Raw genomic sequence first — 26,908 nt, 5'->3', positions numbered from 1 at the left:
TCAGTCAGTGTTTTCCAAAAAAAGGTAAGCATAACGATCAAAGTTTTAAAAGGGAGTGAACTATATTAATATACAGCATCCCTATTTACGACAAATTCAGCTTAAGAGGCAACAAGTACCCACCTATAATCGTTACCCCTTTGATTTGGCGGTCATTCGAAACCTAAATACTCTTGATTTTCACCCCAAGGTAACCTATATCGTAGGTGAAAATGGGATGGGCAAATCAACACTGATGGAGTCCATTGCTGTCGCATGGGGATTTAACCCGGAGGGTGGGACGATCAACTTTTCCTTTTCAACCCAGGCTACTCACTCGAGCTTATATGAATATATACAATTGATCAGAGGTCCGCGACGCCCGAGGGATGGCTTCTTTTTCCGGGCAGAAAGTTATTATAATTTAGCCACAACGATCGATGAGTTGGACAGCCAACCATCATTCGCTCGCCCTATTATAGAATCTTACGGTGGCAAGTCCTTGCATGAGCAATCGCACGGAGAGTCGTTCTTTTCCACTTTCATTCATCGGTTCGGGGAGAAGGGATTATATATACTGGATGAGCCTGAGGCTGCATTGTCTCCCCTTCGCCAAATGGCGATGCTGACACGAATCCATGAACTTGTTTTGCAAAACTCTCAATTTATAATTGCGACCCATTCCCCAATCCTTATGGCATATCCAGATTCGATTATTTACAATCTGAAGCCGGATGGTATCGAGGTCCAAGTATTGGAAGAAACCGACCATTATATGATTATGAAAGAGTTTGTAAATAACAAGGATCGGATGCTCAGAGAGTTATTTGAAGAAGCTTAAGATTAATTCCACTACTATCCTATGGAATCTAAAAGCTTAAGAGAGATCGTTACAAAGAAAGCGATCTATTGTCGAGATTAAGCTAACGGGAAACGTTAGCTTAATCAAACTTAATAAGGCATCAAATTGATCATCTGCTGATTTCAACTAGCGGACTGACAACAGGGATCGTTGCAGAAATGCTAACGATCCTTTTTTGTATATGTTTACGTATGAGTATTTAAATCACGAAAAAGGGCTCCTCCGTAGACTAGGACGCCCCAAGTGCAGGTCAGCGATCACGTACCTGGATATAAAGGGAAAACAGTGGGTGTTGCCCAACAAAGTGACGTTTTTATTTTTCACAGTCCGATCGGTAATTTTGGTGATGCTGAGTATCTACATGCTGTAAGCTTAGTAGAAGTGACTTTGTAGAACCATTCAAACGCTCTACACAGAGAAACAACGGATCGAACAGGAAGAACGGTACAACTATATTGGACTGTTATGGAAAAACAAGGTATAGAAAACCGCTGCCTCTATATATTTTAAAACAGAAGATTCTATTTTCTGGCATGGGTGCTTGTAGGGGGGGAATGCATGTTTCATTATTTTCTGAAGATAAGCAGAAACATTGTTAGGATTGCAACTGCGAAGCATTCGTCCTAAATCGAGGAAGTATAAATATACTATTCTCTATTTTCATCATCAAATCGCCGACGAAATATCAAAGCCGAAACAGCAAATATAATAAAAGATAATGTTGAAGCAGCAGTAACCATCTTCAACACACTTCCTATTGGGGGGTTAAACAACAGAGCAATTGAGATGATTAAAACAGCACCTGTTAAACCCATTCCCAAAATCGAGATCGCTAAAATCTTGTTCATCAAATCACCTCACAGGTTGAAATAGAGTTTCTCATTGCATAATAATAGTTTAACACATGATGAATTAGTATAGAATGTAACAAAAAGTATAGCAAAGATTTAGTAGCGATTGCTTCCGAGAATGGGGAAGCAATCGCTATGTATTTTTGCGGATTTTTTTATTTTTTTGTCCGCCACATGTGTACAAAAAATAAAAATGATGATACATTGAATTTAGTTTATTTCCTTTTATAACAGGGTTTTTTCGAATAGTACTGTGTCTCCTGTACGAGGACATGCGTATATCGAGGAGGGAATGGAATGTCAAGTCAAGCATTGGACCAATTTTTAAGTTCGAACATCGAAGATCTAAAGACTAAAGGTCTATATAACGTCATCGATACGCTGCAGGGTGCAAATGGTCCTGTTATTCGTATCGACGGAAAGTCCTTAATCAATTTGTCTTCCAATAACTATTTGGGACTGGCAACAGATCACCGCCTGATTGATGCTTCAGTTAAGGCGTCGCAGACATACGGGGCAGGCGCAGGGGCTGTGAGAACAATTAATGGTACGATGGATCTTCATATTGAGCTTGAAGAAAAACTGGCCCGTTTCAAAAAAACGGAAGCCGTTATCGTGTATCAATCGGGATTTAACTGCAATATGGCTGCTATATCCGCGGTAATGGACCAGCATGATGCGATTTTATCAGATGAGCTGAACCACGCTTCGATTATTGATGGCTGCCGCCTGTCGAGAGCCAAGGTGATTCGCTTTAAGCATTCGGATATGAATGATTTAAGACAGCAGGCGAAAGATGCCAAGGAATCCGGTCAGTACCATAAAATTATGGTCATCACCGACGGGGTTTTCTCCATGGATGGTGATATAGCAAAGCTGCCTGAAATCGTGAAAATAGCAGAAGAATTCGATCTGATTACTTATGTGGATGATGCCCACGGTTCGGGCGTTCTCGGAGCAGGTGCGGGAACCGTGAAGCATTTTGGATTGTCCGACCGCATTGACTTTCAAATTGGTACTCTTTCCAAGGCGATTGGCGTTGTCGGCGGTTATGTGGCGGGTAAAAAACAACTGATCGAATGGTTGAAGCTGAGAAGCCGTCCGTTTCTGTTCTCGACATCGCTACCTCCGGCTGCAATCGCTTCTTGCAGCGCTTCTGTCGACATTTTGATGAATGACAAAGAGCTGATCGAGAAGCTGTGGGAGAACGGCAATGATTTGAAAAATGGCTTGAGCCGGCTTGGATATGATGTAGGCCAAAGCGAAACGCCGATCACACCTTGTATCATTGGCGATGAAGTAACCACCCAACAGTTCAGCAAACGGCTTTATGAAGAAGGAGTTTACGCCAAGGCAATCCTGTTTCCGACGGTTCCGAAAGGAACCGGAAGAATACGCAACATGCCGACAGCTGCCCATACCAAGGAGATGCTCGATCAGGTGATCTCCGTTTATGAGAAAGTTGGCAAGGAAATGAAGCTGATTTAGCTGCATTCGCGGGAGTACATTTCGGGAGGAATGTCTTATGAACAAGATTTTGGTGACCGGAGCACTGGGCCAAATCGGTTCTGAGTTAGTTGTTAAATTACGTGAAATTTATGGTGCGGATCACGTCATTGCTACGGATCTCAGATCATCAGCCCACGAAATTACCCGATCCGGGCCATTCGAGCTGCTGGACGTTACGAATGATAAGGCGATGTTCGAAATCGCCAAGCGGTACGAAGTTGATACCGTCATCCATTTGGCTGCGCTGCTGTCGGCTACCGCAGAGGAGAAACCGCTGCTTGCCTGGAATTTGAATATGGGTGGATTGATGAATGCACTTGAAATATCCAGGGAGCTCGGCTGCCAATTTTTCACTCCAAGCTCCATTGGATCTTTTGGTCCTTTGACTCCGAAAGACAATACCCCTCAGGATACGATCCAGAGGCCCAATACGATGTACGGCGTGAACAAAGTGTCCGGCGAACTGCTTTGTGATTATTATTTTCACAAATACGGCCTGGATACTAGGGGACTGCGATTCCCGGGTTTGATATCTTATATGACGCCTCCCGGCGGAGGAACGACGGATTACGCCGTGGAAATTTATTACGCAGCCGTGACGGCTGGCCGGTATACATCTTATATCGCCAAGGACTCAAACATGGACATGATGTATATGCCGGATGCCCTGAACGCAATCATCGATTTGATGGAAGCGGATTCTTCCCGGTTGATGCACCGAAATTCATTTAATGTCACCGCAATGAGCGTGGATCCAGAGGCGATCGCTGCAGCGATTCGGGATGAGCTTCCCGGCTTTATCCTCGATTATGACGTTGATCCGAAGAGACAGGCGATTGCCGATAGCTGGCCGCATTCCATTGATGCGACGGCAGCGAAAACAGAATGGGGATTTCATGCTCGCTACGACCTGAAGGCCATGACGAAGGATATGCTTTCACATCTAAGCGAGAGACAAATGCTTCGCAAGGCTTAAAGTTATTATGAATTCGATCGAAGAGTGACATCGCTAAAAAAAGCAAGAAAGGGGAACTTATAAAAACAAAAACAGAACGAAATTGTCGAGGGACAAGAACATTGTTCCATTAAAGTCGCTATTACAGCGGCTTTTTTTGTTTTAAGGACAAGAACATTGTGTCATTTCGAATTAGGTATCTATCTAAATAGCATCATGATGAAGATCATGTGGCAAGAAAAAAGCACATGAATTTAAGAATTCGCGTGAATAACGATTTTTTTATTAGAAATAACGTTTTTCCGGTAAAGACCAATCAATCTGCGCCAACCATCGGGACGCGAATATGTGCTTACGAACTCGTCGATGTCGGTTTCGTAGATTGCTCTTGGTATCTCACGCTCATGCTTAGGAACACGAATTGTGGCTTCTTGGCAGAGGTAGTAATTCAAATGTTCGTGTCCAAATATGATTGTCATGTGGATTCATGACAGGCTCATGGTACTTGGAAGCGTTGAGAACGCCGGAGTAAGGACAGTACCGTTATCTTCGTATCTGACTGCAAACATTATTTTATGCCTGCCTAGTTCTGACAGATCTAAGCAGGGAGTCGAGCCAGATCAGATTCGGCAAGAATAGCCTTTCTGTTCAGATCATACTAGTTTATTATCAAGTATCCTTCAGCAAGTCAACCATGTTAGAATAGTGAATTTCACTCAGTTGCTCGATAAAGTTATCTACCCTGTAGTTCTCCGGTTCAACTATCCAGAGACAAATTACTCCTACCAATCCAGATATCATGTATTCGATGCCAATTTTTATCTTCTCATCGTGGCGATGATCGCCGATTCCCGAAAAAATGATCGTTTTAAAAGCCTCTTTCAAGTATACGGAGAAGTTTGGATAAATATTTTGAGTGATCATTGTCTTAAAAAATATCATATTGGCTTCAATATCGTCGAAAATCGTTTTTAACATGGTAGCAAACATATCTTTATCCATCTCATGAATTGAACTCACTTCCAGGCTTAAGCAAGCATTTAAACTCTCCACGTTTTCCTGAAATAACTTCTCCATGAATTGAGGTTTATCTACATAGTGCAAATAAAATGTGTTGCGATTTATCATCGCTTCTTTGGCAATGTCCTGCACAGTAATTCGTTCATAGCCTTTGGTTTGTACTAATCTCAGAAACGCTTCTTTAATGGCTTTCCGCGTTTTGAGAATGCGCAGATCTACTTTATCTTTACCCAATTCGTACTTCCCCTCCATAAATAATAGTCGGATTTATCAAAAGTGATGTTTAATTAACATATTGAACAATATCAACCATTGAGTCGTTTAAGTGTACGTTTTACAATCAAAACTGTCAATTGAACTCACTAACTCATTCATAAAAGGAGAATCATAAATGAAAACACTGGCGATTATTGGTGCAGGTAAGGGATTAGGATTATCTATTGCGAAGAGCTTTGGCAAGCGCGGCTTCCAAGTGGCATTAATTGCAAGAAATGCTGCAAAGCTGCAAGATATGGTGGATGAACTGAAAGCGGATGGTATCGAGGCATCTTATTTCGTAGCAGATATTTTTAACAAGGAACAGATTGAACAGGCTATGACCAACATGAAAGAAAAGTATGGTCAGATTGATGTGTTGGAATTCAGTCCAACAGCAGGCAATTATCCTCCCACTTCTGTATTGGAGCTAACGGCGGAGAACGCCAGGGACGCATTTGAGGCGAATGTGGTTAGTGCCATCCATGTCGTCAATGCTGTTCTCCCTGATATGCTCGCTAGGAAAGAGGGAGCCTTGCTCTTTACCTCAGGATTATCCGCCATGTACCCTGTGTCCATGATGGGGAATATCGGTATTGCTCTTGCAGGGTTACGCAATTATGTTGCTAATCTTCATACTTCATTGTCTGCTCAAGGGATTTTTGTGGGCCACCGCTCATTAGGTTTATTGATCAAGGAGTCAGGTACCGGCGCAATTAATGATCCGGATGTAATTGCAGAGATGTGGTACCAGGCCTATGTAGAGAAAAACGTATGGGAAGAAGAGTATCCTAAGGGGGTTACCCCCGAAACCATTCTGTTTTAACATTGGTGATGATTTCAGCAGGTCATAACATACAGTTTTAACCAAGTAGATGAGCTTGAGAACTAGGCATATATTTTGTGCTAAGAAACGCTTGAAAGAGATGAAGAAGCCGCTAATTTAGCGGCTTTTTTGTTTTTCGGTACAAGTTCTTGTCCCGAGCCAAAGACAAGAACTTGTACCGATGACAAGACAACGCAAAAAAGATCACTTCATTGTAGAATATAAGAATTATGAGATGGGCGGGAATTGTACATTTTTTCGGGGGAAGTTCTTTATTATGTGTACTAGGAAAGAATAAGCGGAGCTTATACAATAACATTAGAGATTGTAAACGCTTGCTTTTAATTCTGAGGATGCAATCAATGAATTACTGTAATCCCGTATATGAAGGATTCTATTATTCCAATACCAAAGGAGATGCCTTATGAATCAACAACAACTACCTAAGCCCCACCAACCGCTCGTAACCCACATCTTCACTGCTGACCCGTCCGCCCATGTCTATGAGGGCAAAATCTACATCTATCCTTCCCATGACCTCGATCATGACGAGCCGAGCAACGATAACGGCGACCAGTATAAAATGGAAGACTATCATGTCCTCTCGATGAACAACTTCGATTCCCCGGTGGTTGATCACGGCGAAGCGTTGCATCTGAGAGATATTCCGTGGGCCTCCAAGCAGCTCTGGGCACCAGATGCCGCTTATAAGAACAATACCTATTACCTGTTTTTCCCGGCACGGGATCATGACGACATCTTCCGTCTGGGTGTGGCAACATCAGAGTCTCCGGCAGGCCCATTCATGCCGCAACCGAATTATATGGAAGGCAGCTTCAGTATCGATCCGGCCGTACTGGTGGATGACGACAATCAGTCATACATCTATTTCGGCGGACTCTGGGGTGGCCAGTTGGAGAAATGGCAGACCGACAGCTTCGTGCCAGATGCAGAAGGACCTGCTCCTGACCAGCCGGCGCTTGGACCGCAAGTTGCACTGCTTAGCGACGACATGCTGTCCTTCCAAGGCAAGCCTGCCGAGATATCGATTGTCGATGAAGACGGGAATCCGATTCTGGCTGGGGATGAGGAACGGAGATATTTTGAAGGCCCATGGGTGCATAAATATAACGGCTATTACTACCTGTCCTACTCTACAGGAACCACGCATAAGCTCGTATATGCGATCGGCAAGAACCCGATGGGACCATTCACGTTCAAGGGCGAGATTCTCTCTCCGGTTATCGGCTGGACAACCCATCACTCCATTGTGCAAGTTGAAGACAAGTGGTATCTGTTCTATCACGACAGCTCCCTGTCGGAAGGCGTCAACCACAAGCGCTGCGTTAAATATTCGGAGCTGAACTACAACGAAGATGGAACGATCCAGAAGATCAATCCTTATCCGGGTGCCGAGTAAGTTAGCTGGTTAGCGGAAACAGATAAGATTACAATATAAGGCATAATACATGAGGCAGCTCCTGACGGGGCTGCTTTTTTGATAGGAGGAGGATCAGTTGTTTCACTCAAACTTGGAGAAAATCTCTGCTGAACAAAGAATACTTCAGCAGTATACTGATTGAATTAATAAATTTATCTTAATTAAACATAAAGCCTTCTTTCCTTCGGAGAGAAGGTTTTTAGTTTAATTAGAATTTTGTTGACACACATATATCCTAATGGCTTTATCCAGTTGAGTGCGTGAAGCGCGTGTCGACGAGTTTTAGTAGAGAACTTCTTTTCCTGTCGAGGGACAAGAAAATAGTCCGATTAACGATTAGATGAGTATCAAAATAAAAAAGCTATATAGAGGAGAGTGGGCTTTAACTCGGGTCAGTAGCGCTACAGGGGAATACTTAACCCATAGAAAGGGATGAAATAGTTGTTTACTTAGATACGTATTGTGTCTTATAATTTTCACAAAGATACATATCGTATCTTAAAAAAGTTTGTATCGCACAAGTAATGTAAGGGTGCTCGCATCTTGGTTCCAGTTTTTGTAGAAAGAGGGGACGACCGATGGAAACGAAAAAAACGCCTTGGCAGGCACCGGAATTAGAGGTGCTGGATGTGCAGCAAACGATGGCTGGCTATGGATTCAGGCAAATTGATTGGATCGAAGAACATGATGCAGACCTATATGATCCATCGTCCTGATGATCATACTTCAAATTGAAAATCGTATTCTTGCTCAAAAGGTCGCCTGCGGGCGGCTTTTTCGATGCTCAGATGAGGGATAAGAACGTAGCCAGCCTCCTGTTGATGTAACATTTGTTCGAATACGTTGCGAAATTCGTTACGCCGCTCGACAAACATTGTCCAATTGAGGCCTCCACGAAAAAATGATTTCTCCAAAAACGGCTTATACAGACAGTTCATAATTATAACGGAACCTGTTCTTTCAAATCCAGTGGTTGAGACACATGTGATGCATCATCGTAAACGGCTCTTCTTTTGTCAGCTTCAAATGGACGGGGGTGAAGGAGTCAAAATGTACTCTTCTCTAAATACGATTGAATTGTGCATGATCAGATTCCCTTCGCTTCGTAAGTCATTTGGATGGAAGCATTGCTTACGGACAGTATGTCTGTATTTTTCGGCGCATTCAACCATATATTGGATTCGTTTATTATGTTAAAGAGGTTCTACACCATTTATAGCGTTGTGAGAGGGGAGTGATCATTTTGAATACTTCTAAACAAATGATGTCTCATAATTCCAATGATCGTTTTAGTAAACTTGGAATTTATAGCGTCCAAAGTGTCTTTATTATTCTGTTCTTGCTGTTAACCCCTGTCTACTATTTGAACAAATGGGACTTTAAACGTCACAAAAAGCGGAATCCTTTCTACACCAGTAAATTGGTTCGATTGCAAGAGCGTTATCCGATTTTCTACGAATTGGCCATGTACGTTCAAAATTTTCCTATTCCTCGTAATGTTTACAAAGTTTTACCCCCTTTAAAGGGCGATGTTCTTCAGGTGGGCTGTGGTACAGGTTTATTGAACAAGTATCTTCGCAAGCAGAATGATGTTCGTTTTCTCAACATGGATCCGAATATAAATGCTCTAAAACTTGGAAAGAAGTGGGGAAGGTTTAATTCTTATATCCATGCTTTCATTGATAAACCGACTTCTTTACCTGATCATAGCTGCGATATGATTTTGTTTGCAAGAAGCTTTCATCACATTCGCTATCACAAAAAAGCCTTCATAGAGAGCTGCAGACTGTTACGTGACGGTGGATCTATCATTATTGCGGACCCGGTTGTTCTCAAGTCTCTTTCAGGTTCTGTAACGGACGGTGGTTATATGGCGAACTCTTCGATTGATGGTGTAATTTGGAGATTTACCAAAGAAACATTAATTACTCACATAGAGCGCTGTCTTCCTCCTGAATTAAAGATAGAATCAGTAACCGAAACGAGACAAGTGCATGTAACGAATTATAATTTATTTGTACCTCAGACAGATATCGTAGTGGTACTGCGAAAAAGGGAGGCTGTAAACAATGACAACTAAATTTATTTATGGTGTTTGAAATCTGCAGCATTATTCAATGTTTATCCGTTGCTCAGCCAGAAACATGTCTTGCGGATAATATAGGTAAAGGTATCTCTCCACAGAGGTGCCTTTTTTTGTTTTTAGGAACCAAGTCTTGTCCCAAGCTGAAGACAAGATCATTGTGTAGGCTGCAACGTTTGTCGTGTCAAGGGAAGATGAGTTGCACGGGAATAACGGCGTTCTTAGGAGAATAGATATCATCCATTTGTTCACGTAACAGCTTTACGGCTGTTCGTGCCATTTCTTGTTCATCCTGCTGCACATAAGCTACGCCTGAAAGATGTGGATTATCAAAAGATAGCAAGTCGATATTTGAGTGAACGTTCAGAAGACTGATAGCGGCGGATGTAAGGCGTGCTGTTTCTTCAGTCAAGGAAAAGGCTGCCGAAATTCCACTGTGGTTCTGCAAGAAGTTGCTTACATAGTCCAATGCTTGCTCGCTGCGTAGAATGTCGAGAGGGATGTGACACCACAAGCTCTTGTCAATCGAGATGCCTTGATCTGTGTACGCCTGCTCAAAGCCGAGCGTACGATCCTCGACGGCTGTATTGGCATTTTCAGGTGAGATGAGCGCAATCTGCTGATGACTCTTGGATAACAAATGGGATACAGCTTTATACGCACCGCCGTAATTGTCGGATGTAATGGTGTACGTCTCAATGTTGCGCAGATAGCGGTCGATGAACACACACGGGAATTTATCGAGCGACAGACGCAGTAATGATTCGTTATACTTCTCATCTTCTGTTGGAAAAACGATCAACCCCTTCACACCGAGCTCCGTTAGTGTACGAATGACGTTTGATTCGATAGAGGAGGACTCGCGCGTGATGCTTAGTACCATGCTGAGGCAGGCTTCTTGTAGGAAGTGTTCCGTGTAGTCAACGAGCTTCTGAATGACACGGGTTCTCATCGTCGGAATGATGAAGCCGATGAGCGGCATGGAGCACGCGCTGCTTGGGGATGGCGAGAAATTGATGCTAGAAACAACAAGACTAGAAGAGACGAATGAGCCTTTGCCTTGTACGCGTATAATTAATCCTTCGTCAGCTAGTAGGGTTAGGGCGTTCCTGACGGTTATTTTACTTACTCTGAATTCGTCCATTAGTTCTTGTTCAGAAGGAATGCGGTCCGTTGGCCGAAGCTGCCCTGATTTAATTTTCTGTATAATATTTTCTCGAATTTGTTTGTAGAGCGCCAGCTTTTTCAAAGAGTAGCATCTCCCCATAAACTTTATGATTTTATAATCAATTGGTTATATAAAGCTTATTTCATATATATTATAATACGGCTTGTAAAGCGCTTACAATATGGAATCTGAGAAATTGTTGCGAAGGGGTCTTTTCTTTGAAAGGTTAGAATTATGTTAAGGATGGTGGTGCCAAGATGGATTGTAACCGCTTAAATTAACAGAACTAACCAGTCAGCCGACTTTTCAAATGCATAACAAAAAAGAGAGGATGACGAACAAATGAAAAAACGCAGTGCTTTAATCTCCATCGTTACACTCCTTATTATGTCACTTGTTTTTACTGCATGTGGTAATCCTTCTGGTTCAAAAACGGAAACACAGCAATTAGGCGCTAATGCCGGTGAGAATGCAACAGAATTATCATTTTGGACATTCGCAGATTTGCACGGCAAGCATTTGGATAAAATGCTGGGGTTATGGAACCAACAGAACCCAGACAAACAGATTAAGTTGAATGTAACGGTTATGCCTTACGATGATATGCACAACAAGCTCTTATTGGCAGTTACAAGCGGAAAAGGTGCTCCTGATATCGCGGATATTGAGCTTGGTCAATTCCCTAAATTCTTGGAAGGTGACAACGTTCCCCTGGAATCTTTGAATGATGTATTTGCACCATACAAAGACGTTGTTGTTTCTTCACGTGTCGAGATTTACTCCAAAGCTGATCAGGTTTATGGCTTTGATTATCACGTAGGTGCTACGCTTGCTTTCTACAACACTGAAATTCTCGAACAAGCAGGTGTTGACTACAAGACAATCAAAACGTGGGAAGATTACAAACAAGCAGGTATCAAGGTTTACGAAAAGACTGGCAAGTACTTAGGTACTGCTGATACATCAGCTTCGTGGCAAGCATCGCTGCTACTAGCTCAGCAAAATGCCGATTTTACAGATGAAAATGGCAATCCAAAAGTGAACTCGCCTGAAATGATTAAAGCGTATGAAATGTTAGTCGATCTGCAGAAGAACAATGTTATTCATACGATCCCTGGCGGACAACCCGACACAGAAGAAGCAAAAGGTGAATATAACAAAGGCAACTACGCAAGTGCATTGATGCCTGAGTGGTACATGTCCCGCTTTGTAAACGAAATGAAAGACCTTAAAGGTAAGTATGCAATAGCTCCATTGCCTGTATTCGAAGAAGGTAATCCTCGTTCAGTTGGCTTAGGCGGTACTGGCACAGTTGTTACTAAGAATGGTAAAAACGTTCAGTTGGCAAAAGAATTTGTAGCCTTTGCTAAGCTTTCGAAAGAAGCTACTACAGAAATCTGGAATACACTTGGATTTGACCCAATCAACATGGAAGTATGGAAAGATGATGCAGTTACGAAAAACCCTGAAAATGAATACGTCCAATACTTTAAAACAAATGCATTTGATACTTTGAATGAAATCAAGGACGAAATTAGAGCGATTAAGTCCGTTAAAGCTTCACCAACCATCGGCAATATATTCAATACGGTTACTTTGAATGCTATCTTTGAAGATGGCCAAGACGTGAAGGAAGCGTTGGATGAAGCACAAGCAGCAATTGAACAAGAATTGAAATAAATATAATAAGTAAATGATTTGATTAAACCTGTCGGCAGGTACAGTGGTCGGCAGGTTTAACCATAGTCAAGGGAGATTGAGAATATGATAAAGAAATTTGTATACTCTCAAAAAGTTGCACCTTATGTTTTTGTATTGCCATTTATACTCATATTTTTGATATTCTGGTTTTTCCCGCTTGTAAATTCATTCGTAATGAGCTTTCAAGATAGGATGCTGGGACAGGATCCTAAATGGATTGGTGAAGCAAATTATTCGAAATTACTTACTGATAAAGTGTTTTTGACATCTATTAAAAATAGCGTTGTGTACATGTTAGGAACCTTAGTGCTGTTGATTCCTTTTCCCATGTTATTCGCCGTTATGATCAACAGTAAGTTAATGATGGGAAGAGAGTTTTTTAAATCTTCTTTCTTTCTCCCTGCATTGACATCTGTCGCAGTTGCGGGTACCATTTTCCGCCTTACATTCGGTGAGATGGAAGGTTCATTAATGAACAGTTTCCTAGGTCTATTTGGTGTAGAGCCTATCAAATTTTTGAAAGACGGAAATTGGAGTATGGCAGCACTGTTAATCCTCGCATGTTGGAGATGGACAGGCGTTAATATGCTTTACTATCTATCGGGTTTGAAAAGCATTGACAATGAATATTATGAGGCTGCTTCAATTGACGGTGCATCTGCTTGGCAGAAGTTTAGAACGATCACAATGCCATTATTGAAGCCGACCACGGTATATGTTACCACAATTAGTGTTTATGCAGGTTTAGCAATGTTTACCGAGAGCCTGATGATGTTCAACGGTAACAAATCACCCCAAAATATTGGCTTAACCATTGTTGGATACCTGTATAGACAAGGGATTGAGCAGAATAAGCTGGGTTACGCAGCAGCAGTTGGTATCGTTCTGTTAGTCATTGCTATGGTTATCAATTTAACGCAGTTGAAATTTAGTGGAATGTTCAAAAAGGAGGAGGATTAAAGTGGGCAGAAGTCAGACGAGGAGTGATTTCATCTCTAGAATAGTAATTATTTGTTTATTCATTATACTATTCGTTATAATTATGATCCCATTCTACGCAGTGGCCCTATCTTCCTTTAAACCAGGTGAATCATTAGTTAGATATGGTCTTAACCTAAGTTTGGATTTTGAAATCATGAGTTTTGATAATTTCATCTTTCTGTTTACTGGAGAACATGATTATTTTGTGTGGTTTTGGAACAGTATGATTTTAACAATCGTTCAAGTGGTTTTAACACTTTTTGTAAGCGCATTTGTTGCATATGGTTTTGCAGCATATCATTTTAAAGGTAAGAACTTCCTCTTTATATGTGTTTTGCTCATTATGATGGTGCCTTTCGAAATACTGCTGGTTCCTTTGTACAGCCTAATTAATGATTTGGGAATGGTGAATAGCTATACGGCAATCATTCTGCCCGGTATAGCCAATGCCGCGACAATATTTTTCTTCAGGCAATATCTACGAAGCATACCCAAAGAGATTATTCAATCTGGGCGGGTTGATGGCGCAAACGAGTATGCGATTTATTTCAGACTAATTATGCCGATTATGAAGCCATCGTTTGCAGCAATGGCCATATTGAATGGTATGAATAGCTGGAATAATCTATTGTGGCCATTCATGGTGCTCGGAGATCAGAGTAAATATACACTTCCAATCGGTTTGAAAACGTTGTTAACTCCTTATGGCAATAACTATGACTTATTGATCGTGGGCTCCTTCTTCTCCATCATTCCAATTTTCATACTATTCATTGCTTTTCAGAAATATTTCATAGACGGTATGACTGCAGGCGCTGTTAAAGGGTAATCTATATTATGATGAAACAGGTGATAAGATGGAAATCCAACAACGAGCGTCACACGACATTCAACCATTAATTGAACAGAGAGCTGATCCTTTTATTTACAGACATTCGGATGGTTATTATTACTTCGTAGCATCCGTTCCGGAGTATGATCGGATTGAAATCCGTAGAGCCCAGAACCTTGAGAAGCTTGTTACATCAACTCCTGTAGTGATCTGGAGAAAGCGCGAGACTGGTATCCTTAGTGCTAATATTTGGGCACCAGAACTGCATTTTATTGATAACAAATGGTACGTGTATTTCGCTGCCGCACACACGACGGAAACGAATGAAGGCTTGTTCGACCATCGGATGTACGTGCTAGAGAATGAAAATGCCAATCCGCTCGAAGGCATTTGGACGGAAAGAGGGCAGGTTCGTACCGAGTGGGAAAGCTTCGCCCTCGATGCCACTACCTTTGAGCATAATGGAAGCCGTTATTACGTATGGGCACAAAAGGATCCGAATATTGAAGGTAACTCTAATCTGTATATATCTAAAATGAGCAATCCGTGGACGCTGACTGGGTCGCAAACGATGATTTCGATGCCGGAATATGACTGGGAGATCATTGGTTATAAAGTGAACGAAGGCGCGGTATTTCTTCGCAAGGGTAATCGGGTATTCCTCTCTTACTCGGCTAGCGCCACCGATTTCAATTATTGCATGGGCTTACTTGAAGCCGATGCGGATGCTGATTTGCTCGATGCCACCTCATGGCGCAAGTCTCAAACAGCGGTTCTCTCGACAGATGAGAGTATCTCAATGTATGGTCCCGGTCATAATTCCTTCACGGTGTCAGAGGACGACGAAGAGACGCTATTTGTGTTTCACGCAAGAACGTACAAGAACATTATAGGAGATCCGCTGTACGATCCGAATCGCCATACATTTGTGACAGCGCTTTTGTGGACGGCTGACGGCAGACCCGATTTCCGCGGTTCTGTTGCAGCACTTGCACGTTCTTTACAATGAACGAGTGTCCCAACAAGGTTGGTTGATGGATTTGAGTTCGTTTATCCAACTTGCCACAGAGAGACAGTAAGAACATCGAAGGCACCCTACTGGGTGCCTTCGATTTCGCTCTACAGATAATACGCCGAACCGTATCATAAGGGCAGGATAGTTTAACAAATAAGTCGAAGAGTTGAGTGGGGCTAACCTTGCTTAAAGAGGAAAGAGATAACGTTAAATTAATAAAAATGTTGTTCACACTTAAATTAACCATGAATTAACCAAAAGTGAGGAAAAAATACTTGTGATAATTTTGGGTTTTATCGAACAGATGGCTTTAAGTAATGATGTTGATGTTCGAAATGTTGTAAGTGTATCAGTTATGGCTCGGTTAGGCGACGATACAACAGTTCTGACTAACGAGTTGAAATATCTAGGGGAACAAACAAATGTATTGTCTAAAGAAATTGAGGCGAGTTGTCGAGGGACAAGAACATATTCCCATTGAAGTCGCTATTTTAGCGGCTTTTTTATTTTATCGGTACAAGTTCTTGTCCCAAGCTAAGGATAAGAACTTGTACCGATTGCCGATTAGATGTATATCTAAATAATCAGCATATGCACTTATTTGGGAACAACTATAAGAATAATGTTACATTAATTAAATCCAAACCCCCGAGTTAGCTGTCTATATAACAGGAGGTGAACGACAATGATCGATGCACAGCAACAAATCAACGCCGCACAAAACGGAGATCACGATGCCTTCGTATCTCTTATAAAGGATCGAACGGATAAGCTGCACCGAGTGGCTCGCCATTATGTACGGGAGTCCAAAGATGCGGAGGATATCGTTCAGGATGCCCTGGTTAAGGCTTATGAGTCACTGCAAACGCTGCAGCAAGCCGAAGCGTTTGAGAGCTGGCTTACCAGAATTGTGGTGAACCGAGCGCTCAATCATTTGAAGAAATCCAAGCGTGTTCACCTGAGCGAAGACCCGCAGGCGCAAGAGCCAGTGGTCGTTAATGATATCGATCAAACCCTGGATCTGGAGCGTGCATTGGCCAGTCTGAATCCGAAGCTGCGTCAGCTCCTGTTCTTAAAATATAAGAAGGACCTGACCCAGCAGCAAATCGCCCATCTCCTGGATATGCCATTAGGTACTGTAAAAACACAATTACGGAAGGGGCTGGAACATTTGCGCAACGAAATGGCTCAAGATTTTCTCGAACGAGACCTTGATACATTACGCCTGCAGTTAAGACAACAGGCAGAGCACCAGTTTGCCGTTTCACCGGATTATGATCTGATCGTCAATGACTATCAAGAGAACACCGGGAGGGGAACAGGGAAGGGAGAAGCGGGATTCTTATGGGTTAAAACGGGGAGTGATGACGCCGTTTCTGCTACGCTCTCCAGGGACGGCAACTTGCTAGACTATGCCATTTCCTGGGCCTCATTGGACAACGAGACACGGATATCTGAGGAGGAGCTCAAACAGCAGGCAGAGCAATTCCTGGAAGATCATTATCCCGGCGCACTGCGTGATTTTCCGTATTGTGAGATGGAGTGGATGGAAGGGATGTTTGTGTACACACGACAGCAGAAGGCGATGGGGCTGCCACTTCCTGAGACGGGATGCCTGATTATGGTTCATCCCAGCGGTCGCGTGGTCGGATTTAGGTACTACGGAACCGTTCCAGGGCCAGCACTCCCAACCATGATCACACCAGAAGAGGAACAGATGGCGTGTATGAAGGCGAATTTTTTGCTACATGTGGAATATTGCGTATTGGACAAAGCCGTGTACACGGATGGTGACGATCAGGTCCATCTTGTTTACGCCCCCCGAAGTAGAGGGCTAATCTATACTGCATCATCACAGGAGGAAGTTCCGACAGCCTATAGGGCAGAAGCTGTCCCCTCTGACCCAAGAACTCTGGACGAGTGGCCAGGTGAGTTCCCGCCCGCACGAAGCCTAGAAGAGTGGATTGGCGTAAACAACGACCAATTTCAGTTAGTACAAGACGACAATATTGGCTCGAACACCAAGTTGATGGTGTGGAAGCAACAGAATGAAGAGCGTCCAGCCAAGAATGACCGGTCTTGGAAGGCCTATTGGGCTGATCAGATGGAGGGAGCGGTCAAGGCGCGAGTAGACAGCCAAACCGGACAACTGATTGACTTTGTTTCGCATGGTAAGCCAGATCAACTAGCTCCATTAACCTGGGATCGAGACGCATGTATAGAAGTAGCTATGGACTATGTCCGAGGACTAGCAGCCGAAATGTTGCCGTATCTCAAGCTTCTAACTGAAGAGACCGACGACGAAGATCGTTTGGAAATCATTCGCTTTGGTGTATATGTTCAAGACGTATCTGTCAGGGATGAATGCTATCAACTAGCTGTTGACCGCTCTAATGGGAGGGTCAAAAGTTTGATGTCCCCCTCCATAAGGCCAGAACAGTTAAAGAAGCTGGAGACCGTGCCTTCATTTGATTACCAGACAGCCATCCTCCGATGGACGGCACAGGCCAAGCTGCGTCTGCAATGGGAACGGATGCACAATACTAGGGCGGAAGAGGCCCCGTACGAACTAGTGTATCGAATGATTGGTAGCGAGCACGAGCGGACGCCCGAAGTGCTTGATGCGCATACGGGGAAGTTATACGAAAATACTTTTTACTGACAAACAAAAACATCTAGCCCGAAACTAAGGGCTGGAAGGCATTCAAAAGCCTGCGGACGTAGAACAGCATTTTAAAAATAGACGTTTAACACAACGTTCTATAGAAAAACTTGTTGAGAAATATGCAACAGCCTTTGGAAAGCCGGCTTTGAGAGTCGATCAAACCGGCATATTAATTGTGTCCATTGAATTTTAAAAACGCCGAACTCGGAATATGAGTTCGGCGTTTTAGGTAGATTATACGACGGAGGGGTGGGAGTTAAAACTACAAACTCATGTCGAGGGACAAGAACATGTACCGATTACCGTAATGGACAAGAACATCGTCCGATTGCCGATTAGATGTGTACTTAAGTAAAAAGTACATAAGCCCTCATTAGTACCAAATATTTTATATAAGAACATTCTCATTAAAATATATTACTTATGTAACATTTCTCAAAGAAAGACTTTTAAATTATAGTTCTCTTTTTTGTCTCAAACTCTCAATAAAAACAGGTAGTGATCTCGATAAACTTAATGGAGCGAGTAAAAAATGAAATAATAATTGCTTCTCGATTATGTATGCGATATATTGCATATAAGAATAATTGTAATGAGGATGAAAAGAATGCCAATACCTAAAGATTTTTCCTTACCAGTCCGTATGTCCGCAAAAGAAAGAGCGTTTTCTCAGATTCAGCGATGGATCATTGATGGAACACTGCAACCAGGTGAAAAGCTTATTGATGCGGAAATGGCTGAATCGCTTGGAGTCAGCCGTACACCGATTCGGGAGGCATTTCAGTTACTCGAAGTTCAAGGCCTCGTGTCCATGCATCCAGGAAAAGAAACAAAAGTAACGAATATTGAGAAAAACGATATTTTTAAGATGTATTCAACGATGGCTGCTCTTCAGGCCTTAGCTGCTGAAATCACCGCCCAAACTATTGTTCCAGAACAGATCGAGAAACTAAGATCCATAAATTTGGAATTCGCAAGTTCTATTAAAAATGGACAAGTTTATCAGGCTATGGAGGTGGATGAGCAATTTCATAATTATATTGTGGAGCTCTCAGATAATCCTTATGTAGCTACATTTAATACATCTCTTCAGATTCACATTAGGCGATTTAAATACGTATTTTTAAAACAACCTATTACGGCTACACTAGCTTCAGTTGAAGAACATGATCAGATTATTAAAGCTTTTGAAGGCAAAAATAGCAACGATGCCCATAATTTAATGAAACAAAATTTTATTCGACCAATGCAGGAACTGAACGAAATACTTTGAAATGAGGGAAGAAACATGGAAAATAAAAAAGATCTTCGCATTCGAAGCAAGGTAATCAGTGAAGGTGCTAACCGGGTACCGAACAGAGCGATGCTGCGTGCAGTTGGATTTCAAGATGAGGATTTTAAAAAGCCAATGATCGGAATAGCAAGTACGTGGAGTGAAGTAACACCGTGTAATATGCACATCAATGATTTAGCGGTGCAAGCTAAGCGGGGCGCACGTAATAACGGCGGTGCCCCACTAATTTTTAATACGATTACCGTTTCTGATGGGATCTCGATGGGGCATGGCGGGATGTTGTTCTCGCTACCAAGTCGGGAAGCTATAGCTGATTCGATTGAAATTGTGACCGGAGCCGAGCGTTTTGACGGCGTTGTTGCAATCGGTGGGTGTGACAAGAATACGCCTGCATGTTTGATGGCTATTGGACGGATGAATATTCCTTCTGTTTATGTATATGGAGGAACCATTCAACCTGGTAATCTCGACGGTAAAAAAGTGGATATCGTTTCAGCTTTTGAAGCCGTTGGGCAATATCAAGATGGAAAAATAACAGACGAACAATTGCATAAGGTCGAATGCAGTGTTTGTCCAGGTCCAGGGGCTTGTGGGGGGATGTATACCGCTAATACGATGGCCGCAGCTGCAGAAGCAATGGGTATGTGTTTGCCTGGTTCTTCTTCGACATCAGCTATCTCAGCGGATAAAGCATTGGAATGCGAAGCAGCCGGTAAGCAGGTCATCTCACTTCTTGAACAGGAAATCTACCCAAGAGACATTATGACGAAGAAAGCATTTGAGAATGCGATCACCGTTGTTATGGCTCTTGGGGGATCAACCAACGCATTTCTCCATCTGCTAGCTATTGCGCACTCCGTAGAAGTGGATTTAACCTTGGATGATTTTGAACGAATTCGCTTGCGTGTTCCTCATTTGGCAGATCTGAAGCCAAGTGGTCAGTATGTCATGCAGGATTTGAATGATATTGGTGGTGTTTCCGGGGTAATGAAGCTATTGCTCGCTGAGGGATTACTTCATGGGGATTGCCTCACCGTAACTGGTAAAACGTTGGCGGAGAATTTAGCGGAAGCTGCTCCACTTCAGAATGATCAAGAGATTATACGTCCACTCAATAATCCGCTTAAACCAAATGGACCACTGGTTGTGCTTCGAGGAAACCTAGCTCCTGAAGGCGCTGTTGCCAAAATGTCAGGCATGAAGATACAACAGTTTTCCGGACCGACAAAGGTGTACGATAGCGAAGATGAAGCGACAGAAGCGATCATGAATGATGAAATTCAAGAAGGGGACGTATTGGTCATACGCTATTGTGGACCGAAGGGTGGACCAGGTATGCCTGAGATGCTTTCCGTTACAGCACTCATTGTAGGGAAAGGTCTCGGTGGGAAAGTTGCTCTCATAACAGATGGTAGGTTCTCGGGTGGCTCGCATGGATTTGTAGTCGGCCATGTATCCCCTGAGGCACAAGTAGGTGGACCGATCTCTTTGCTCCAAAATGGAGATATTATCACCATCGATAGCGACATTCAGGAAATTAAGGTTGAAGTGCCAGAAGAAGAGTTGGCCGCTCGAGCGCAAGCTTGGGTACAACCGCCACTGAAAGTGAAATCCGGTGTACTTGCCAAATATGCTAAATTAGTTTCCTCTGCTTCAAGAGGTGCAGTAACAGATTTGATGGAATAGACAATTAAACATTGATGCTACATATAAAATGGGAGGGGAGAAGCTACTACAACGAATGCATGAAGCGCGCTAAACAAAAAAACGCCAGCTTTAGAGATCAAGAATGTCGCAAGAAAAAGATGAAGAATTTAGTTTCATCATTTGAAAATGAAGTACACCCCCTAGAATAGACATTGGAAAAACCTCTGAGTTTAGCCGATGAAATTCTAGGGGGTGTATTTTTGCTTGTACCGTTTCTCGACTTTCATTAATTGGGGGTTCGCTACGAATAGCAAGCAGGTTCCGGCTAGTGCAGGAATGTTTGGATGGTCTAAATCTCGAATGAGTAAATATTGCCAATGCAAGTCGCTAGCCCGTTAGGCAATCCAAACTAGCTGGTTTCAATATTAAATTAAACTCTCGAATGTCGAGGGACAAGAACATGTTCCTATTTCCGGTTAGACGCATAACTAATCGTCATCTTGCCCTTCAATTCATTAAACTAACGGGCAGTATAGTTCCAATATGTGGTACTATTTGTTTGGGCAATGATGGGGCAGGTATGGCGACCACAATAGGTCTTATTAGACATGGGGTTACTGAATGCAATAATCTTAGATCTTAGCAAGGCTCAAGGAATATCTGATATACCGCTAAACGAAGAAGGAATAGAGCAAGCAACTGCACTGACAAAATGACTTTCAAGCTAAGAATGGGATGTCATATTCTCCAGTAATCTAACGAGAGCTAAGCAAACTGCCGAAATCATTCAGCAATGTTTAGGAGTACTCGTATTCAATGATGAACGTATTAGAGAGATTAATTGCGGCCTAATTGAGGGCACCACAGAGGAAGAGCGTATCACTCGTTGGGGAGCAAATTGGAGTGAGCAAAATCTTGGTATGAAGATTTCAAAATGGTCGCAAAGCGAGGTCTAACTTTTCTCGAAAAACTGATTAAAGAATATGTTGATAAAAGAATATTAGTTATAAGTCATGGAGCATTGATTGGGCTATCATTACAACATCTTTTGCCGCAACATTTCCAAAAAACGTATATAGATAATACTTCTATAACCATATTAGACGCGGTGAACCACACTAAAAGTATCGACAAATTTATCGTCGTTAGCAACTATTAAGCTGGATAATACAGTTTCTGGGTCGAATTTGGTTGGCGGTAAGTTAGAATGGGGGGGATAACATATGGAAAAGTACGGAAGTGACAAGGTACGTTTTCTAAAAGAAATAATGGATTTGATGGTACCCATAGAAGGCGGATCAATTGAACTACGCGATTTTCTTAATACAGATAAATGGCTTAGCACTGATTACACTTTATCTAACCCAGGAAGTAGTAAAAAGACTATAACGTGGACTGAAGCTATAGAGCCATTCCATGTAATGAAGTATCCAGTAACACAGCAGTTATATCATTTTGTCATGCATGAAGAAGAAATAGAGCCGATTGTGAGTAAGCTGCCAATTACGGAAGTTTCGTGGATGGATGCTATTGCTTTCTGTAATGAGTTATCGAGAAAGCTTGGCAGGATGGAATGTTACACAGTTACAAACGAAAGTGAGAACATAATATTTAACAAAATAGCGAATGGATTTCGATTACTGTCAGACGCTGAATGGCAGTATGCGTGCAAAGCAGGATCAAAGGGATATCGGTATGCAAGAATTGATCAAATTGCATGGTATCAAGGAAATTCCAATGGATCTGTTCATAAAGTAGGACAGTTGCTTCCTAATCCATGGGGACTTTATGATTTGATCGGTAACGTCTGGGAATGGTGCTGGGATCTATATGATGCTGAACGATATGGGAACTATAGAGTTTTCAGGGGAGGCAGTTGGGCTGAAGTGGAGAACAATTGTGGTTCTACGAGTAGAAGGAAAAGCATGCCCAATTTTAAAATAGATGATCTTGGTTTTAGAATAGCACTTACAAATCCTTGAGAAAACGACACATCGAGTATGCTCAAGTCGTTGAGCTAACGGTAGGTGTTCAACTATCCGGAAACTATAACTTACTGATGACCAGAAGGCAGCCGACGACTAAGATCGGCTGGCTATTAGTCTTTTATGGTAAGATTATAGAATCACCTACAAAGTAAAACTCAATACTCAATGGAGGACACAACAAGTGTCGAGGGACAAGAACATAGTCCTATTGAAGTCGCTATTTTAGCGGCTTTTAGTTGCCCGCATTCTGAAAAGATTTTTTCAAAAAAGACTCATATCTACACTAAATCCAAGAAAAAAGTTAAAAAGCTATGAGCAGTGGAGCTACTTTATGGATGATACATATACCTTGTTACCATCGAGAACCAGCCATACGCAGTTACTTATTCGGTGGTCACTTAGCCCGAAATTATATATTATACATCCAAATTAGTTAAATTACAGAAAAGACGATTTACATCTATTTAATTATGGTTAGATCGTTTAATTAAGTAGGTCAAAAATCACACAATAAAATGCGGATAATTAACGCCAACATGATCCCTTTGTGTCCTACCCATTCACATTCTATGATTTCGAGCTGGAATATAGGCAAAATGAAGAAGAAGCTACTATCGGCAGATATAACATTGTTCGGTTGACAATAGAATGTTTTTAACGTGTATCTAAATGTTAAAATCGAATATGGTGGAAATGATGAAGATGTCGATCTCAATTGAAATTCTGGGGGGAACTTAATGTACTCACGATTAGTACAAAACACCGATTTATCAAAACTACTGGCAAAGACATACATTAAATATGGATTAACCAATGATGAATTTATTATCTTAAACGCATACTGCATGCATGAAGGGTTCTATACACCAGAAATTGATTGGGATGAGCTCTCTGAGATGACGCATACAAACAAGATACAACTGAAAAAGATTTTCGCTTCACTCGCTGACCGAAACAAACTTATTTTTGACGGGACTCGGATTGATAACCATGAATTAAGCCTAGCTCTTCAAGCTGTGTATGACACTGTTAAAACAATTGGTGATCGAATTACGGAAAGCATTTATTTTACACAAGGAATGGGATATAACCAAAATAAGCATATGGGCTACGTTGTTTTGATTCCATTCAGAGAGGGTGTAGGCGTTACTCGCAATAACGATGACTGGTCTTCAGTTTCTCAAGAAATGTGGGATAAAGAAGATATGTTAAAACTAGCAAATGAGATAAGATCGTTTGCTGAAAAAATTGATGATGAATACGTTTCTGTGTATAACGATAGATTTAAAAGAAATCAGATGTTGGAACTTGAACGTGAAAATGAAAAAAGAGAGGAGGATCATCGGAAGAAACAACAGAGGAAACTGCCTAAACCTGGTTTTGTGATTCTATTCCGTGATTCAGTTAATCGCTATTACTTTTCGTATACAACTACGATTCTACTAGATCAAAAGATGGCAGACATTCGTAATAAACATGGACAAAATAACATTCATTTTGTACATACATTCGAAACTATTGACACTTCGAATTTTATTCATCAGTTTATAAGAAAACAGTTCTCAAACAGGTTAATAGAGAATACTACTTCATATGCGCTTACAGATGACGATGTTAGATTCATCAAGGAAGAAAATTTCCCACCGAATGCCATGAAATGGCTAGAAGGTTAATATGTATCGGCCATTTCTCGCTAATTTAAATGTTACAGTCGAACACAGCCTGGAACTAGCAGTTACGCGTCAATAAACAAGTAACTTATTGGATAAATATAGTTCTTACATGGAAGTCGCTTATAAAGCGGCTTTTTTGTTTGGAACAAGTGCTTTCAAAGAATGGAGTATAGGATATAACTACTTAAATTTATCCATTTATTCAGTAAAATAACTGCAGAATAATTAAAAACGTTCCTGGATAAATTAAATCCCGAGACATCAATGGGCGAAACTGCCAAGTCTATTTGTCGGCAGAAATTTAGATGAGAAAGCCCACCTTATTTTTAACGAACGACAAAGCATGAGAATATAAGAGCGAGAAATAGGAGCGAACAATGATAAAACCAATTGAACCGATCACTCACCCCCCATTCAACCCAATTCACGACAAGCTCTATAATCCGTTTGAGTTACTTGAGCATTTTAATCCGGAAAATGTACTGAGTTTACCTGCTACGCCCGATTTCCAGTGCTTTTTATACTTTCATCAACAAGGGGGGACTACTATCTCGGACCCTTACGCCGCGATGATGGAAGCTTTGCATGACACATCAGTTGTAAGGGAAATGAATGTATTTCTGGCAACAGAGGTGCAGGCAGGACGCCGTCCTGTCGCAATCATGGGCGGGCATCGAGAGCGACGCGGCAGCGATGCATATCGCGAGGTTGCACGAATTGCTCAGAAGCTTTCTGAATCTGGTTTCATCGTTGTTAGTGGTGGTGGACCAGGTTGCATGGAAGCGACTCATCTTGGTGCACTTTTCGCAGGACGTTCAGAAGAATCACTTACATCCGCAATCAATAGGTTAGCGGAAAAACCATATGATGAATTCCCAAAAAACATGCATCACCTCATTGGAAAAGATGGAAGGACAATCAATGAAGATTTGTTAAGTGATCTCCACGCATGGATGCTTCCAGCTTGGAAAATTGCTAATGAACTTAAGGACCAACTTACGCCTCTCAATCGTAGTTTGGCATTGCCGACATGGCATTATGGTCACGAACCATTTACGCCTTTTGCAACCCATGTGGCAAAATACTTCCTAAACAGCATACGAGAAGATGTTCTCCTGACGCTAGCTTCATGCGGCATCGTTTTTTCTGAAGGGCGGGGAGGCACTATCCAAGAAGTGTTCCAAGACGCGGGCCAAGTATACTACCGCGACACAGAAAATAAAGCTCCTATTACTTCAATGTTGTTTCTTGATAGCAAGTTCTGGACAGTTCCGGAAGTCCCAGATGGTAAGGTGCACATACCAGTGTTGGAATTGCTTCATCAACTCTTCGTAGTTAGTGGGAATATGACAGAGGAGGAATTCAAACGCTATATCCGGCTCGTCGATGATGCCGATGAAGTTGTGAACATCATCATTGAAAATGCTCCGTCCGCAAGCGAAGTCGTGCATAAGCTTAGAAGGTTCGGCATCAGTAATATCAATTCAGAGCTCATGGCCGAAAGGGTTGAGACTCTTGTTAGTCAAAGGAGGAAATGAGGCTAAGGCTTGCTGCTTACAATGTGGAAAACTTCTTTGAGCGCGCGAAGATACTAAACGCCGATGAATGGATGAAAAACAGGAGCTTATCTGGTCGGGAAGTTTTGGAAGGATTTGCTCAACTTAATTCGCTTTTAGCCCAGCCGACATACAGCTCATCTGATAAGAATGAAATTGTGCGCTTGATGGAAACACTGGGGCTTAAAGAATTAGATGAGTCCACGTTTGTCATGCTGCGGCGCAATCATGGAACTCTTGTCACCAGAAGGAACGGTGAATTAAAAGTTGTTGCGAACGGTCGAGAAGATTGGATCGGCTGGATTGAGTTGACGACTGAAGCAGTTAACGAACATGCTACGCAGAACACCGCTAGGGTCATCCGAAACGTTGATGCTCAAATCATGGTGGTGGTGGAGGCAGAGCACAGGCCCTCACTTGTTAGATTCAATGAACAAGTGCTTCATCCCATTGCTAAATGGCGTTTTGATCACGTGCGCTTGATGGATGGTAATTACGTAGATCTGGATATTTAAGCTTCCCTATGAGAAAAACAGAAAATAGTAAAATATGAGCGTTTCCCGGTGTTCAATACGGGAAACGCTCTTTTAATCTTAACCTGGAACAA

The 26,908-nt window shown here is 42.1% G+C and carries 22 protein-coding genes and 1 pseudogene; 20 read left to right on the top strand and 3 right to left on the bottom strand.

Annotated elements, in window-relative coordinates:
• Positions 1 to 55: 55 nt before the first annotated feature.
• Positions 56 to 820 carry an AAA family ATPase gene (locus PAEAM_RS11025; RefSeq protein ID WP_430213944.1) on the top strand — a complete coding sequence of 255 codons (765 nt, stop codon included), beginning with the start codon at positions 56 to 58 and terminating at the stop codon, positions 818 to 820.
• A gap of 668 nt (positions 821 to 1,488) precedes the next feature.
• On the opposite strand, the gene PAEAM_RS11020 is transcribed toward PAEAM_RS11025, so the two are convergent.
• Entirely contained in the window at positions 1,489 to 1,689 is a 201-nt protein-coding gene (locus tag PAEAM_RS11020; RefSeq protein ID WP_100527514.1) for a hypothetical protein, read from the bottom strand.
• A 300-nt stretch (positions 1,690 to 1,989) separates the two neighbouring features.
• On the opposite strand from PAEAM_RS11020, the gene PAEAM_RS11015 reads away from it, so the two are divergent.
• Both PAEAM_RS11015 and PAEAM_RS11010 read left to right on the top strand, forming a co-directional pair.
• Positions 1,990 to 3,180 (top strand): glycine C-acetyltransferase, encoded by a 1,191-nt coding sequence (locus PAEAM_RS11015; RefSeq protein WP_036673649.1) that lies wholly within the window; start codon positions 1,990 to 1,992, stop codon positions 3,178 to 3,180.
• 37 nt (positions 3,181 to 3,217) lie between these two features.
• Positions 3,218 to 4,177 carry an L-threonine 3-dehydrogenase gene (locus PAEAM_RS11010; protein WP_076250511.1) on the top strand — a complete coding sequence of 320 codons (960 nt, stop codon included), beginning with the start codon at positions 3,218 to 3,220 and terminating at the stop codon, positions 4,175 to 4,177.
• 648 nt (positions 4,178 to 4,825) lie between these two features.
• On the opposite strand, the gene PAEAM_RS11005 is transcribed toward PAEAM_RS11010, so the two are convergent.
• Positions 4,826 to 5,410 carry a TetR/AcrR family transcriptional regulator gene (locus PAEAM_RS11005; protein ID WP_051447337.1) on the bottom strand — a complete coding sequence of 195 codons (585 nt, stop codon included), beginning with the start codon at positions 5,408 to 5,410 and terminating at the stop codon, positions 4,826 to 4,828.
• A gap of 157 nt (positions 5,411 to 5,567) precedes the next feature.
• Between PAEAM_RS11005 and PAEAM_RS11000 the strand changes: the two genes are divergently transcribed.
• The 4 genes from PAEAM_RS11000 (at position 5,568) to PAEAM_RS10990 (ending at position 9,778) form a co-directional block, all read left to right on the top strand.
• Positions 5,568 to 6,257: an SDR family NAD(P)-dependent oxidoreductase gene (locus PAEAM_RS11000; protein ID WP_100527513.1), complete on the top strand. Its 690-nt coding sequence runs from the start codon at positions 5,568 to 5,570 to the stop codon at positions 6,255 to 6,257.
• Between the two features lie 424 nt (positions 6,258 to 6,681).
• The gene (locus PAEAM_RS10995; RefSeq protein ID WP_100527512.1) at positions 6,682 to 7,677 is read left to right on the top strand and encodes a glycoside hydrolase family 43 protein; all 996 of its coding nucleotides are present in this window, start codon (positions 6,682 to 6,684) and stop codon (positions 7,675 to 7,677) included.
• A 599-nt stretch (positions 7,678 to 8,276) separates the two neighbouring features.
• On the top strand, positions 8,277 to 8,414 hold the full coding sequence (locus PAEAM_RS31555) for a paeninodin family lasso peptide (protein WP_106427116.1): 138 nt from the start codon (positions 8,277 to 8,279) through the stop codon (positions 8,412 to 8,414).
• Between the two features lie 527 nt (positions 8,415 to 8,941).
• Positions 8,942 to 9,778: a class I SAM-dependent methyltransferase gene (locus PAEAM_RS10990; RefSeq protein WP_100527511.1), complete on the top strand. Its 837-nt coding sequence runs from the start codon at positions 8,942 to 8,944 to the stop codon at positions 9,776 to 9,778.
• Between the two features lie 187 nt (positions 9,779 to 9,965).
• Here the strand turns inward: PAEAM_RS10990 and PAEAM_RS10985 are convergent, their stop codons facing one another.
• Complete coding sequence (locus tag PAEAM_RS10985; RefSeq protein ID WP_017688249.1) at positions 9,966 to 11,030, bottom strand: GntR family transcriptional regulator; 1,065 nt, start codon at positions 11,028 to 11,030, stop codon at positions 9,966 to 9,968.
• Between the two features lie 261 nt (positions 11,031 to 11,291).
• On the opposite strand from PAEAM_RS10985, the gene PAEAM_RS10980 reads away from it, so the two are divergent.
• The 13 genes and pseudogenes from PAEAM_RS10980 to PAEAM_RS10920 all read left to right on the top strand — a co-directional run bounded on the left by PAEAM_RS10980 (position 11,292) and on the right by PAEAM_RS10920 (position 26,816).
• Complete coding sequence (locus tag PAEAM_RS10980) at positions 11,292 to 12,629, top strand: ABC transporter substrate-binding protein (protein ID WP_100527510.1); 1,338 nt, start codon at positions 11,292 to 11,294, stop codon at positions 12,627 to 12,629.
• An 84-nt stretch (positions 12,630 to 12,713) separates the two neighbouring features.
• Positions 12,714 to 13,610 (top strand): carbohydrate ABC transporter permease, encoded by an 897-nt coding sequence (locus tag PAEAM_RS10975; RefSeq protein ID WP_100527509.1) that lies wholly within the window; start codon positions 12,714 to 12,716, stop codon positions 13,608 to 13,610.
• Between the two features lie 31 nt (positions 13,611 to 13,641).
• Positions 13,642 to 14,460, top strand: coding sequence for a carbohydrate ABC transporter permease (locus PAEAM_RS10970; RefSeq protein ID WP_415841495.1), 819 nt, complete (start codon positions 13,642 to 13,644; stop codon positions 14,458 to 14,460).
• A 28-nt stretch (positions 14,461 to 14,488) separates the two neighbouring features.
• The gene (locus PAEAM_RS10965; RefSeq protein ID WP_100527508.1) at positions 14,489 to 15,472 is read left to right on the top strand and encodes a glycoside hydrolase family 43 protein; all 984 of its coding nucleotides are present in this window, start codon (positions 14,489 to 14,491) and stop codon (positions 15,470 to 15,472) included.
• A 691-nt stretch (positions 15,473 to 16,163) separates the two neighbouring features.
• Positions 16,164 to 18,140 carry a sigma-70 family RNA polymerase sigma factor gene (locus PAEAM_RS10960; protein WP_100527507.1) on the top strand — a complete coding sequence of 659 codons (1,977 nt, stop codon included), beginning with the start codon at positions 16,164 to 16,166 and terminating at the stop codon, positions 18,138 to 18,140.
• A 610-nt stretch (positions 18,141 to 18,750) separates the two neighbouring features.
• Positions 18,751 to 19,416, top strand: a complete 666-nt coding sequence (locus tag PAEAM_RS10955) for a GntR family transcriptional regulator (protein WP_100527506.1) — start codon at positions 18,751 to 18,753, stop codon at positions 19,414 to 19,416.
• Positions 19,417 to 19,431: 15 nt separating this feature from the next.
• Entirely contained in the window at positions 19,432 to 21,123 is a 1,692-nt protein-coding gene (gene ilvD / locus PAEAM_RS10950; protein ID WP_017688240.1) for a dihydroxy-acid dehydratase, read from the top strand.
• A gap of 701 nt (positions 21,124 to 21,824) precedes the next feature.
• Positions 21,825 to 22,040, top strand: coding sequence for a histidine phosphatase family protein (locus tag PAEAM_RS32695; protein WP_100527669.1), 216 nt, complete (start codon positions 21,825 to 21,827; stop codon positions 22,038 to 22,040).
• Positions 22,016 to 22,243: pseudogene (locus PAEAM_RS32690) on the top strand (histidine phosphatase family protein); the annotation flags it as partial. The gene PAEAM_RS32695 and the pseudogene PAEAM_RS32690, both read left to right, overlap by 25 nt.
• Before the next feature lie 64 nt (positions 22,244 to 22,307).
• A complete protein-coding gene (locus tag PAEAM_RS10935; protein WP_100527504.1) occupies positions 22,308 to 23,066 on the top strand; it encodes a formylglycine-generating enzyme family protein in 759 nt (252 codons plus the stop codon).
• 743 nt (positions 23,067 to 23,809) lie between these two features.
• The gene (locus PAEAM_RS10930; RefSeq protein ID WP_100527503.1) at positions 23,810 to 24,745 is read left to right on the top strand and encodes a hypothetical protein; all 936 of its coding nucleotides are present in this window, start codon (positions 23,810 to 23,812) and stop codon (positions 24,743 to 24,745) included.
• A 377-nt stretch (positions 24,746 to 25,122) separates the two neighbouring features.
• Positions 25,123 to 26,283, top strand: a complete 1,161-nt coding sequence (locus PAEAM_RS10925) for a hypothetical protein (RefSeq protein ID WP_100527502.1) — start codon at positions 25,123 to 25,125, stop codon at positions 26,281 to 26,283.
• Positions 26,280 to 26,816, top strand: a complete 537-nt coding sequence (locus PAEAM_RS10920; RefSeq protein WP_243391300.1) for a hypothetical protein — start codon at positions 26,280 to 26,282, stop codon at positions 26,814 to 26,816. The genes PAEAM_RS10925 and PAEAM_RS10920 overlap by 4 nt, the downstream gene beginning before the upstream one ends.
• Positions 26,817 to 26,908: the final 92 nt, after the last annotated feature.

The sequence above is a fragment of the Paenibacillus sp. GM1FR genome (assembly GCF_002803315.1).
Classification (GTDB): domain Bacteria; phylum Bacillota; class Bacilli; order Paenibacillales; family Paenibacillaceae; genus Paenibacillus; species Paenibacillus amylolyticus.
The sequence above is the reverse complement of the archived record's forward strand: the minus strand, read 5'-3'. Positions and strand labels throughout refer to the sequence as shown.